Here is an 11,528-nt window from a genome sequence, read left to right as displayed (position 1 = left end):
CTGGTCCGCGTCAACCTGATGCAGCGCAGGCGCATCGACCGCTTGCTCCAACCCGAGCCTAGCCCTGCCTCCAATCCAGACCAATTGGTCCTCCAATGGGCCTGAAACTAAACCGGACACCCGTGGGTCAAGCCCGAGGATGACAGCGTGAAAATGGGCCCGGGCCTTCTCTACCCCACCCGCGGCACCCGGCCCTCGATCGGGTAGGCCGGGTCGTTGTAGCCCGGGCTGGAGGGATGGCCGGTGACCACCAGACGGTTCACCAGCGCCTCGTCCTCCGCGGTGAACGCATAGTCCAGCGCGCCGAGATAGTCGGCCCACTGCTCCTCGGTCCGCGGGCCGGCGATCGGGGCGGTGACGATGCGGTTGTTCAGCAGCCACGCCACGGCGAACTGGCCGGGCGTGATGCCTCGTCCCCGCGCGTGCTCCGCCAGTTCGGCCGCGATCGCCAGGCTTTCCGGCCGCCACTCCGTCTCCAGGATGCGCTTGTCGGCGCGGCCGGCGCGGCTGCCCTCCTCCGGCGCCGCGCCGGGCTTGTATTTGCCGGTCAGCACGCCGCGGGCCAGCGGGCTGTAGGGCACCACGCCGAGCCCGAAAGCCGCGCAGGCCGGCAGGTGCTCGGCCTCCGGCATCCGGTTCAGCAGGTTGTAGTAGGGCTGGCTCACCACCGGCCGCTCGATCCCGGCCTGGTCGCACAGCCGGCAGATCTCCGCCACCCGCCAGGACCGGTAGTTCGAGACGCCGAAATACCGGATCTTGCCCTGGCGGATCAGGTCGGCCAGCGCCGACACCGTCTCCGCCAGCGGCGTCGTCGCATCCTCCTTGTGCAGATAGAGGATGTCGACCGTGTCGGTGCCGAGGCGGCGCAGGCTGGCCTCCACCGCGTCGAAGGCACGGCGGCGCGACAGGCCGCGGTCGTTCGGGCCGTCGCCGGTCGGGTTGGCCAGCTTGGTCGCCAGCACCCACCAGGAGCGGTGGGTGGCGATGGCCCGGCCGACGATCTCCTCCGACCGGCCGTCGGTGTAGACATCGGCGGTGTCGATGAAGTTGATCCCCGCCTCCCGCGCATGGTCGGTGATGCGGGTCGCCGTCGGCTCGTCGGTCGGGCCGCCGAACATCATGGTGCCGAGGCACAGCGGCGACACCTTCAGCCCGCTGCGCCCGAGGTTCCGGTAGTCCATCGGCCTTCTCCTTCCACCTGCGCGAGACCGGGATCATGGCCCGAAACCGCGCCGCCGCGCTGCCCGTCGATCGCAACGCAGCCGTGTCTCGTCGCCGCAGCCGATCGGCCGGCGGACGGGTTATCCTGCCTCGTCTAAACATGGGAGGAGCGCGGAACGGGCGGCGTGCCGCCAGCATGGAGCCCCTGTCCGAGCGATGAGCCCCTCCCTGATCCGCGCCGCCATCGCCGTCTCGCCGCGCAGCCTCAGCCTCGGCGAAGGCCTGCGCGCCGCCGCCTCCTGCGCCGTCGTGGTCGCGCTCGGCAGCCTGCTGCATGCACCGATCCTGGCCTGGGCCGCGATCGGCGCCTTCTGGACCTGTCTGGCCGATCCCGGCGGGCCGAACCGCGACCGGGTGCGGGCGCTGGCCGGTTTCGCCCTGCTGTCCACCGCCTTCGCGATCATCGGGGCCGCGGCCGCGTCGCAGGGCTGGGGCTGGGCCGCGGCCGCCGTGTTCCCCTGCGCCCTGATCGGCGGCATGGCCGGGGCGTATGGCGCCGCCGCGCGGCAGATCGGCACCCTGGCCATCGTCGTCTGCGTCACCGCGGTCGACCATTCCGTCGCCTCCCCGGCCGCGCTGGCCGAATTCGCCTCCACCCATCTCGGCGGCTGCCTGTGGGCCATGCTGCTGGCGCTGTCGATCTGGCGCATCCATCCGTTCCGGCCGGCGCGCACCGCCCTGGCGACCACCTATAGCGGCCTGGCCGCCATGGCCGCCGGCATGGCCCGGCTGGATTCGCAGTCGGCGCCGCTGGCCTGGGCCCGGCACGCGCAGCGCTATCGCCCGGCGGTCCGCGCCGCGATCGAGGCCGCCCGGGCGGCGCTGGGCCGGGCGATGCGCGGCCGCGGCGGTCTGGGCGACTACGCCGAGCGCCTCCTGGTGGCGCTGGACATCGCCGAGCGCATCTTCGGGCAGTTGATCGCCCTGTCGGATCTGCGCCAGCATGCCGGCCCGGCGGCCGACCGGCCCCGGCTGCAGGAGCGGCAGGCCCTGCGCCGCCTGGCGCTGACGCTGTATCGCCGGGCCCGCGCCTTCGACACCGGTCCTGGCGAGATGACGACGCCGCAGCGGTCGCTGGACCGCCTCGCCCTGCTGGCGGCGAAGATGGAAGGGCCGGTCGCCGCCGGGCTGGGCCGGATCGTGGAGGAGATCCGCGCCACCGGCAGCGCCCGCCCGGCCCCGGCATGGGATGAGACGGCCGCGGTCTCCCGCGGCATCGCGGCCCTGCTGGCGCCGCTGCGCGCGCATCTCAGCCCGCGGTCCGAGATCCTGCGCCACGCCCTGCGCTGCGCCGTCGCGACCACCGCGGCGGTGCTGCTGAGCCACGCGCTGGGCTTCTCCTATGCCTATTGGATGGCGATCGCGACGGTGCTGGTGCTGCAGTCGTCGGTGGCGGCGACCTGGCCGCGGGCGCTGGAGCGCGCGGTCGGCAGCGTGCTGGGCGGCGGCCTGGCCGCCCTGCTCGGGCTGGTGCTGCACACGCCGCTGGCCCTGACTGCCGCGGTGTTCCCGCTGGCGATCGCGACCATGGCGATGCGGCAGGTCAATTACGGCATCTTCGTCTTCTTCCTGACCCCGCTGTTCATCCTGGTGGTGGAGCTGTCGCAGCCGGGCGCCAGCGAACCGGCGCTGGCCTGGACGCGCGCCCTCTACAACGTGTTGGGCAGCGCCATCGGCCTGATGGCCGGGCTGCTGCTGTGGCCGAGCCGCGAGGGCCGGCAGTTCCGGCCGCTGCTGGCCGCGGCGATCGAGGCCAATGGCCGCTATGCCGCCCTGGCCTTCGCCCATGACGGCGACGAGGTCGCGATCGAGGCGGCGCGGCGCGAGGCCGGGCTGGCCAGCGGCAATGCCGAGGCGGGGCACGGCCGGACCATGCTGGAGGCATGGTGGCAGCGTGAGGCGCTGGATGCCGGGCTGACCATCCTGGTCCTGGCCCGCCAGATCGCCGGCGTGGCCGGCACCGCCGCGCTGCACCGGCCGGCCGACACCGCCGGGGATGCGGAGTTCGGCCGCTGGATCGGGGCCGAGACCGCCGCCCTGGCCGAGGCGCTGCACCAAGGCACCGCCCTGCCCGCCGCTGCACCGCCACCGGAGGGCGCCGCCAAGGACCCGGAACGGTCACGCCTGCTGCAGGAGATCCTGCTGCTGCGCGCCGCCGCCGGGCATCTGGTGCCGGGATAGCCGGGCGCTTTTCCCGACGACGGGGCGCACGGCTTGGACAGGATAGCGATCGCTGACGATCGTCAGCAAAGGGTGGTTAGCGGACAATCATTAACGGCTTACTTAGATTTGTATTCCGTCGCAGAAACAGATACCTCGCCAAATCTGTCACGGAATTTCTTGCTAAGTTCTCTGTGCCATTTAACTTCATAGACGGGATTCATACCCTCGGCTAAGAGAACGGCATCTGCAAACAGAGCGTCGTTTATCTCTGAATTATGTAATAATATTTGTTCTCCCGACAATCTATTGCAGAAACCCAATCGCACGCAGATATCGACCAGCAGTAAATCGAGATCATCCGCTAGGGTACGGTGCCGCTTTATTCTCACCATTGCGTGCCCTCCCGCTGTTTTGGGGCGAGGATGCCCTTTCAAGTCAGTGGCCGCTTAGGGTCGCATGCGGCCCCTGACCGATTCGAGGCTGCCGCTGCCGAGCCTGATGCCGGCGCACATGATGACATGAACTCTGGACGGGAGGCGGCACGGCGTTTGTAATCCTCCCTGGGACAAGGGGTGGAGCATCCGGGAATGTCGGGGAAGAGTTGGGACAGAGTGCCGATCGACGCGCAGAGCATCGACGCGCCCTTGTCGCGGGCAGCCGTCTTTCTTGTGGTCACCGTCGCGAGCGAACCGGCCGCCCTCGCGAAGGTCTGCTCGGCGCTCGATGGGCTTGACGATCTGGTGAAGACGGTCGGGTTCCGCGATCTTTCCGCCCGGCTCTCCTGCATCGTCGGCATCGGTCGCGATCTCTGGGATCGCCTCCATGTCGACAAGCGGCCGCAGGATCTGAGGCCGTTTGCGCCGATCGAGGGAGCGGTCCATGCGGCTCCGTCGACACCGGGCGATCTTCTCTTCCATATCCGGTCCGAACGTCCCGATCTGTGCTTCGAGTTCGAGCGCATCCTGCTCGACAGCCTTGGCGCCGGTGTGACCGTCGTCGATGAAGTCCCGGGCTTTCGCTATTTCGATGCGCGTGACCTTCTGGGCTTTGTCGACGGCACGGCCAACCCGACCGGCCTCGATTTGCCGGCCTCCGCGCTTGTCGGCGATGAAGATGCCGACTTCGCTGGCGGAAGCTATGTCGTCGTTCAGAAGTATCTGCATGATCTCGGCGCCTGGGCTCGGCTTCCGACACCTCACCAGGAGGAGATCATCGGCCGTACGAAGATCGACAACATCGAAATCGACGACGACGATGCCCCTCGCAAATCGCACAAATCTCTGGCCACCATTACAGATGCCAGCGGCAACGAATACGACATATTGCGCGACAACATGCCCTTCGGGCGCCCGGGACAGAAGGAATTCGGGACCTATTTCATCGGCTATTCCCGATATCTTTGGGTGATCGAGAAGATGCTGCAACGAATGTATATCGGCGACCCGCCGGGTGCCTACGACCGGCTGCTGGATTTCTCGACGCCGCACACCGGCACGACGTTCTTCGCCCCGGCTCGCCCGACGCTGCAGACGCTTGTCGAGGCGGCGCATGAGAAACTCGAGGCTGCTCGATCGGCTGGCGTGGAACCACGCTGAAGCCAGCAGCCCAAGCGGTGAACACAATGTTCATTGCGTTCATCTATGATTCTCGTTCATGCTATGTTCTATGGATGAGGCGCAATCCGAACCGATCCGGCCGACCGATCCCGACATGAACTGGACGGGCTGGGCGCTGCACACGCTGCGCCAGGCGGCCGAGATCGACATGCGCTGCAAGCGTATGACCGAGCGGCAGCAGGAGCGGGCGCATCTGGACCCGAAGGCGACGCCCGATTTCGGGCTGATCCAGGCGCGGCTGACGCGGTCGCTGCGTCTGACGATCGCCCTGACCGAGCGGATCCGCATCGGCTTCATGACGCGGCGGGACGAGCGCACGGCGTCGGGCGAGGAGCAGCGCCGCCGGCAGCGGCGGGAGCGCGCGGCCGGGATGGTGGCCGAGGCGGCGGCGAAGCCCGAGGAGGGGCTGGACGCCGAGTGCATGCGGTCGGTGGCGTGGGAGAAGCTGGTCGAGGACGAGATACTGGACGCGCAGCTGGACACGCTGTCGGCGGCGGAGTTCGTGCAGGAGGTCTGCCGCAAGATCGGCTACCCGCCCGACCCGATCCGGCTGCCCCAGAGCTGGGACGACATCGCCGAGACCAAGGCCCCGGCGGAGCCCGCCGAGGCCGCCGATCACGAGGCTGCGGACGATTGGTCCGCCGAGCCGGACGAGTCCGACGCCGGCCGGCCCGAGCCGGAGCCGCCGAGCCCGGACAGCAGCTAAGCCTCTGCGGCGCGATCGCGTAGGTTGGGTTCGCGTCGCGAACCCAACATCCCGCCGTCGCACCATTGTTGGGTTCGCGTGCCGCGAACCCAACCTACGAATCCATCACCGGCCTGCCCGGCCTTCCACACTCCCCCCCTTGCGGGGGGGAAGGGGGAGGAGCTGCGCGCGTCCACGCGCGAATGGCCCGGCTGGATGGCGGTCATCTGGAAAAGACGGAAGGTCACGCTGTCGGTCCCGGCATCAAGCCGCCGCGTCGGCCTTGCCGGTGGCCAGGAACGCATCCAGCGCCGCGATGTCCCGCTTCTCGCCGGCAACATCGGCGGCCAGCCGCTCGTACAGCCCGGCCAGGCCTTCATAGATCAGCCGGGCCGGGTCGTCGGGGCCGAGGAAATCGGCGATCTCGCGCATCTCCGCCACCCAGCGATAGGCCTTGGCGTACATGTCCGGCAGGCCCTTCTCGAACCGGGCCAGCAGCTGCGGCTGGCTGGCCGACAGCTCGGCATGCAGCGCCGGCGCCGCCCCGTTGCGGCTGGCCCCCAGGATCATGGCGGCGGCCAGGCCGGTCAGGCCCTTGGTGATGCCGGCATAGCTCATCTTCAGCGCCGAGGCGGCGCCGACCGGCCCGTCGAGCACGCGGATGCGAAGGCCGAGATCGCCGAGCACACCGAGCCGCGCCGCATCCGGCCCGGCCAGGTACAGCACCGGCCCGGCCCCTCCCGGCACCGGCGGCCCGCCGATGATGCCGCCATCGGCGAAGCCGGTGCCGGTCGGCGCAACGATCGCCGCGACCGCCTGCACCGTCTCGACATTGACGGCGTTGCAGTCGACATAGACCGGCTTGCGCGGCGCCGCGCGCAGGGCCGGCGCCAGCCGCTCGGCCAGGCCCACCGCCTCGCCGGGCGGCACGATCGACAGGATGATGTCGGCCGCGGCGATCGCGGCCTCGTCGGCCGCCTGCATGCCGGCGGCCTGGGCCCGGGCGATGGTCGCGGCGCTGCGGCCGTCGAGCAGGGTCGGCACGGCGGCGCCATGGTCGGCCAGGCGCCGGGCGACGCCGCTGCCCATCGCCCCGGGGGCGATGACGGCGATGGTCGGTTTCATCGGATGTCCTTTCGCTCCGCCGGCGACCGCCCCTTCCCAGGCCCCGACCGGCCGATCATGGCGCGATCCGCAGGCTCCGTGAACCCGTCTGCGTCAATCGGACGGGACGACCAGGGGCAGGACCTGCTCGACGGACAGCGGCGTCATGCCCAGGGCCGAGAACCCGGGCAGCTTCGGATCGGCGACATTGTCGGACCGCATGACCTCGACCTGGTTCCGCGCGATCGGCGGCCGCGGCAACTGCTCCGCGGCCAGGGCCAGCGCCTGCCAGACCGGGAAGGGCACCGGCAGCAACAGCGGCCGTCGTCCGACATGCCGCGCGATCAGCGCGATCAGCTCGCGATAGCTGGTGACGGCACCTCCACCAAGCTCGTAGGTGACGCCGCCCTGCCCCGCCATCGCCCGCACGATCGCCGCCGCGACATCCTCGACATGGACCGGCTGCAGCCGGGTGCGGCCACGGCCGAACAGCGGGAACACCGGCGCGCGGCGCAGCATCCGGGCCACCGGCCCCAGGAGCGCGTCGCCGAGCCCGACGATGGCGGAAGGCCGGACCAGGATCGCCGCCGGGAACGCCGCGCGCACCGCCTGGTCGCCCTGGCCGCGGCTGCGGATGTAGGGGGAGCGCGAGGCGGAATCCGCACCGAGACCGGAGAGATGCACCAGGGTTTCCACACCGGCCCGCTGCGCCTCCCGCGCCACCCGGGCGGCAGCCTCGACATGGATGGCGCGGAAGGTCGCCCCGCCGCGCTCGACATAGAGGCTGACGGCATTGACCACGGCCTGAGCACCCGCAATGGCCACAGCCACCGAGTGGTCGTCGGTCACGTCCGCCCGAACCGGTTCGACATCGTCCTCGCCGGCCGGCAGCATGGCCTGGCCGTGCCGCGATGCGGCGCGGACGGCGAAGCCCTGATCCGCCAGATGCCGCACCAGGCGCCGGCCGAGGAAGCCGGTGCCACCGAACACCGTCACCACCGGCCGCGCCATGGGCGGAGCTCAGCCGCCCCGCCGGAAGCGCAGCACCCGGCTGCGGTTGAGCGCCAGCCGGACGGTGTCGCCGTCGAAGGCCAGGCCGATCCGCTGCGGCCACGGCCCTTCCCGGCCCTCCGCCAGCAGCCGGCCGCCGCCGAGCGGTACCAGCGGCGACGATGCCCGGATCGGGCCGGTGCCCATCTCCAGCCGCTCGCCGGCGATGGTGAAGGCCGCGTGGTGCTCCGGGCACAGCCATTCGCCCTGCACCCGGTCGAGCACGCCGTCCGGCGCGATCGGGCGGAAGCGGCGCGCGGCATGGCCGATCTCGCCCGCCACCGCCTCCCCGGTCCAGCGCAGCCGCATCGGCAGATGGGCGGAGAGCGAGACCGACCAGCCGTCATCGCCGCGATAGAGGGTCTCGCCGGTGCCGAGGAAGCTGGCGACGCCGTCCTTCAGCTCGAGCCACTCCGGCCCCTGCTCCGCCACGTAGAGCCCGTCCGGGATCGCGGTGCCGCGCTGCGGCAGCTCCTCGCCGAGCAGCGCCGCCATCAGCGTCATCGCCGTGCCGTGCGAGATCGTGTCCTCGCGGTTGGAGACGACGGCGGCGCCGACGCCCTGCTCCGGGTCCAGCAGGAAATAGGTCCTGTAGCCGAGCAGCGCGCCGCCATGCCCGACCAGCCGGCGCGCGCCGAGCCGCGACCAGGCGAGGCCGAGCCCATAGGCGGTCGGCCGGCCGTCGGCGAGAGGACGCGGCGCGCCGAGCCGGGCCAGCACGCCCTGTCCCGGCCCGCGATCGGCCAGCACCGCCTGCTGCCAGCGCACCAGATCGTGCAGGCTGCCGGTCAGGCAGCCGGAGGCGGAGAAATGCTGGCCCGAGGCGGCGAGCTGCCAAGCGCCGCCGTTGTCCTTCCAGTAGCCCGGGGCGAGGCCGCGGATCGGGTCGAACCAGGTCTCCGGCACGCGGAAGCCGATGCCGAGCGGCCCGGCGACGCGGTCGCGCACCAGCCCGGCGAAGCCGAGGCCCCGGCGCAGCAGCGCCGCGTCGACCAGCCGGTAGCCGGTGTTGGAGTAGGAGATCTCGTGCCCGGACGGAAAGTTCAGCTCGGTCAGGCGATATAGGAACTCGAGGCTCTCTTCCCGCCCCACCACGGCACCCTGCGGCACGCCGAGCAGCGACAGGGTCTCGCGCAGGTCCGGCAGGCCGCCGGTCATGTCGAGGGCGCGGCCGACCGTGACCGCGGCCAGGTCGCCGCGCAGCCCCGGCAGCAGCCGGCCCAGCGGGTCGTCCAGGCCGACGCCGTCCTGGCACAGCGCCAGCGCCGCGAAGACATGCTTGGTGACCGAGGCGTAGCGCACCACGGTGTCGCCGGAGAAGGCGTTGCCGCCGGCCAGGCTGTCGACCCCGCCGCAGGCCTCGGCCCGGATCTCCCGCGCGTCGAACACGGCGACGCCGCCACCCGGCTCGCCCGGTCCCCAGGCCGCGGCGATCCCGGCCGCCGCCTCCGCCGCCGCCGACCAACGCAGCTCCCGCATCATCGCCTCCCGTCCGTTTCCCGGATCACATTCCGTTATAGGCAGGATCACCGGTTTTGGCTTCCTCGATCGGCGATCCGTTCCTACCCTCGCCAGCGAGTCACAGGGAGGACCGAATTGCCGGACGCCGATCGCGAGGCGCTGTACCGCAAGGTGAGCCTGCGCCTGATCCCCTTCATGATCCTGCTCTACCTGGTCAGCTTCCTCGACCGGGTGAATGTCGGCTTCGCCGCCCTGACCATGAACGCCGATCTCGGCATCACGCCCTATGTCTTCGGCTGGGGCGCCGGGGTGTTCTTCTTCGGCTACTTCCTGTTCGAGGTGCCGAGCAACGTGATCCTGGAGAAGGTCGGGGCGCGGCTGTGGATCTGCCGGATCATGCTGACCTGGGGGCTGATCTCGGCCGCCATGGCCTTCGTCCAGGGGATCTGGGGCTACACCATCCTGCGCTTCCTGCTCGGCGCCGCCGAGGCCGGGTTCCTGCCGGGCATGATCCTGTACCTGACCTATTGGTTCCCGGTGGCACGGCGGGCCCGCTTCGTCGCCCTGTTCATGGCCGCGGTGCCGCTGGCCAGCGCCGTCGGCGCGCCGGTCTCCGGCCTCATCCTCGACGCCACCCATCTCTGGTTCGGGCTGAAGGGCTGGCAGTGGCTGTTCATCATCGAGGGGCTGCCGGCCTGCCTGCTCGGCCTGCTGGTCCTGGCGTGGCTGCCGGACGGCCCGGCGAAGGCGCCCTGGCTCGACGACACCGAGCGCGCCGCCATCGCCGCCGACCTGGCCCGCGACCGCGCCGCCGCGACCCATCCGCCGTTGCACGCGCTGTGGCCGGCCCTGGCCGACCGGCGGGTGATCCTGCTCGGCCTGGTCTATTTCGGCATCGTCATCGGCCTCTACGGCATCGGCCTGTGGCTGCCGCAGATCGTCAAGGGCATGGGCTTCTCCACCCTCCAGACCGGCTGGATCATCGCCCTGCCCTATCTGGTCAGCGCCGGCGCCATGCTGGCCTGGGGCCGGCACAGCGACCGCACCGGCGAGCGCGTGCTGCATGTCGCCCTGCCGGCCCTGGTCAGCGCCATCGGCTTCGCCGCCAGCATCGCCACCTCCTCGAACGTGCTGTCGCTGGTCTGCCTCGGCGTCGCCGCGGTCGGCATCTACGCCACGCTCGGGCCGTTCTGGGCCATGCCGCCGGTGTTCCTCGGCGGCACCGCCGCGGCCGGCGGCATCGCCCTGATCAACTCGATCGGCAATCTCGGCGGCTTCGTCGGGCCCTATGCGGTCGGCTGGATCCGGGAATCGACCGGCAGCTTCACCGCCGGCATGGCCCTGCTGGCCGCCAGCCTGGCCGCCGCCGCCGCGATCGCCCTGGTCGTCGGGCGGTACGTCCGCAGCACCGCTGCGCCGTCGCTGCCGGGCTGAACCGCCGGCTCAGCCCAGCGAGTTGATGATCTCGCGATAGGCGGCCTCCGGGAACGCCTTCAGCGTCTTGCTCCGGATGAAGCCCTGGCGGCCGGTCATCAGGGTGAAGCGGGCGGCGACGGCATCGTCCGGCGCCTCGTAGACGAGCACGAAGTCGTGCTCGCCCATGGTCATGTAGTAGGCCTTGACCTGGCCGCCCATCTGTTGGAGCAGCGACTTGGCCGCGTCGAGCCGCTTCGGCGAGTCGGCGATGCCGCGGACGCCCTGCTCGGTCCAGCTGCCGAGCATGACATAGGTTGCCATGGCACGATCCTCTCCGGCGCCGGGAGGAGCTTGGCGTGGGTGCCTGGGCCTCACGGGCCGGCAACCCGACTCTATCACACCTAAAGGTAGCGCCCTTCCATGATCGCCAGGGTGTAGTCGCGATAGCTCATGCCGAGTTCCTCGGCCCGGGCCAGGCGGCGCAGCGCCACTTCGCGCGGCGGCGTCTTCCAGGCGGCGGCATGCGCCTTCTTCCAGCAGAAATGCCGCCAGGACGGCGCGGAATCCGGATGCTCCTCCTCCAGCGGCGGACCGCCATTGTGGCCGAGGCCGGCAAGGAGCTGCGATGGCGTCGAATCTCTCATATCCGGGAATCTATCTCCGAATGGAGATCGTCACCACCAGAGAGAGCATCGCTCGGAGCGCGATTGACAGGGTCCGCCCGCCCTTTACCCTGGGTGAACACAACGAAAACCTGAGAGCTGCACGCGTTCAGGGAACAGGGCGGGCGAACGGTGGGGACGAGACTGGCG

Annotated in this window: 10 protein-coding genes; 4 read left to right on the top strand and 6 right to left on the bottom strand. The window is 70.7% G+C overall.

Annotated features, from left to right (window positions below):
• Positions 1 to 170 precede the first annotated feature (170 nt).
• Positions 171 to 1,181, bottom strand: coding sequence for an aldo/keto reductase (locus ACTOWL_RS16080; RefSeq protein WP_441322257.1), 1,011 nt, complete (start codon positions 1,179 to 1,181; stop codon positions 171 to 173).
• A gap of 196 nt (positions 1,182 to 1,377) precedes the next feature.
• Between ACTOWL_RS16080 and ACTOWL_RS16075 the strand changes: the two genes are divergently transcribed.
• From ACTOWL_RS16075 to ACTOWL_RS16065, 3 genes are all read left to right on the top strand, one after another.
• A complete protein-coding gene (locus tag ACTOWL_RS16075; protein WP_441322256.1) occupies positions 1,378 to 3,402 on the top strand; it encodes an FUSC family protein in 2,025 nt (674 codons plus the stop codon).
• 593 nt (positions 3,403 to 3,995) lie between these two features.
• Positions 3,996 to 4,979 carry a Dyp-type peroxidase gene (locus ACTOWL_RS16070; RefSeq protein WP_441322255.1) on the top strand — a complete coding sequence of 328 codons (984 nt, stop codon included), beginning with the start codon at positions 3,996 to 3,998 and terminating at the stop codon, positions 4,977 to 4,979.
• A gap of 58 nt (positions 4,980 to 5,037) precedes the next feature.
• Positions 5,038 to 5,706, top strand: coding sequence for a hypothetical protein (locus ACTOWL_RS16065; protein ID WP_441322254.1), 669 nt, complete (start codon positions 5,038 to 5,040; stop codon positions 5,704 to 5,706).
• A 243-nt stretch (positions 5,707 to 5,949) separates the two neighbouring features.
• Here the strand turns inward: ACTOWL_RS16065 and ACTOWL_RS16060 are convergent, their stop codons facing one another.
• From ACTOWL_RS16060 to ACTOWL_RS16050, 3 genes are all read right to left on the bottom strand, one after another.
• Positions 5,950 to 6,810 (bottom strand): DUF1932 domain-containing protein, encoded by an 861-nt coding sequence (locus ACTOWL_RS16060; protein WP_441322253.1) that lies wholly within the window; start codon positions 6,808 to 6,810, stop codon positions 5,950 to 5,952.
• Positions 6,811 to 6,903: 93 nt separating this feature from the next.
• Complete coding sequence (locus tag ACTOWL_RS16055) at positions 6,904 to 7,800, bottom strand: complex I NDUFA9 subunit family protein (protein WP_441322252.1); 897 nt, start codon at positions 7,798 to 7,800, stop codon at positions 6,904 to 6,906.
• Between the two features lie 9 nt (positions 7,801 to 7,809).
• Positions 7,810 to 9,318 carry a serine hydrolase domain-containing protein gene (locus ACTOWL_RS16050; RefSeq protein WP_441322251.1) on the bottom strand — a complete coding sequence of 503 codons (1,509 nt, stop codon included), beginning with the start codon at positions 9,316 to 9,318 and terminating at the stop codon, positions 7,810 to 7,812.
• Positions 9,319 to 9,435: 117 nt separating this feature from the next.
• Here ACTOWL_RS16050 and ACTOWL_RS16045 point away from each other — a divergent pair, with 117 nt between their 5' ends.
• Positions 9,436 to 10,734 carry an MFS transporter gene (locus ACTOWL_RS16045; RefSeq protein ID WP_441322250.1) on the top strand — a complete coding sequence of 433 codons (1,299 nt, stop codon included), beginning with the start codon at positions 9,436 to 9,438 and terminating at the stop codon, positions 10,732 to 10,734.
• Between the two features lie 9 nt (positions 10,735 to 10,743).
• Here ACTOWL_RS16045 and ACTOWL_RS16040 read toward each other — a convergent pair whose 3' ends face one another.
• Both ACTOWL_RS16040 and ACTOWL_RS16035 read right to left on the bottom strand, forming a co-directional pair.
• A complete protein-coding gene (locus ACTOWL_RS16040) occupies positions 10,744 to 11,037 on the bottom strand; it encodes a GYD domain-containing protein (RefSeq protein WP_441322249.1) in 294 nt (97 codons plus the stop codon).
• A gap of 80 nt (positions 11,038 to 11,117) precedes the next feature.
• A complete protein-coding gene (locus ACTOWL_RS16035) occupies positions 11,118 to 11,360 on the bottom strand; it encodes a hypothetical protein (RefSeq protein WP_441322248.1) in 243 nt (80 codons plus the stop codon).
• Positions 11,361 to 11,528: the final 168 nt, after the last annotated feature.

Origin of the sequence: Inquilinus sp. CA228 (genome assembly GCF_052078665.1) — a bacterium.
Taxonomy (GTDB): domain Bacteria; phylum Pseudomonadota; class Alphaproteobacteria; order DSM-16000; family Inquilinaceae; genus Inquilinus.
This window is presented reverse-complemented; position numbering and strand designations above follow the sequence as displayed.

Coding starts and splice junctions, on each gene's coding strand:
- ACTOWL_RS16080 (WP_441322257.1), bottom strand. CDS start 1,181: ATGGACTACCGGAACCTCGGGCGCAGCGGGCTGAAGGTGTCGCCGCTG.
- ACTOWL_RS16075 (WP_441322256.1), top strand. CDS start 1,378: ATGAGCCCCTCCCTGATCCGCGCCGCCATCGCCGTCTCGCCGCGCAGC.
- ACTOWL_RS16065 (WP_441322254.1), top strand. CDS start 5,038: ATGCTATGTTCTATGGATGAGGCGCAATCCGAACCGATCCGGCCGACC.
- ACTOWL_RS16060 (WP_441322253.1), bottom strand. CDS start 6,810: ATGAAACCGACCATCGCCGTCATCGCCCCCGGGGCGATGGGCAGCGGC.
- ACTOWL_RS16055 (WP_441322252.1), bottom strand. CDS start 7,800: ATGGCGCGGCCGGTGGTGACGGTGTTCGGTGGCACCGGCTTCCTCGGC.
- ACTOWL_RS16050 (WP_441322251.1), bottom strand. CDS start 9,318: ATGCGGGAGCTGCGTTGGTCGGCGGCGGCGGAGGCGGCGGCCGGGATC.
- ACTOWL_RS16040 (WP_441322249.1), bottom strand. CDS start 11,037: ATGGCAACCTATGTCATGCTCGGCAGCTGGACCGAGCAGGGCGTCCGC.
- ACTOWL_RS16035 (WP_441322248.1), bottom strand. CDS start 11,360: ATGAGAGATTCGACGCCATCGCAGCTCCTTGCCGGCCTCGGCCACAAT.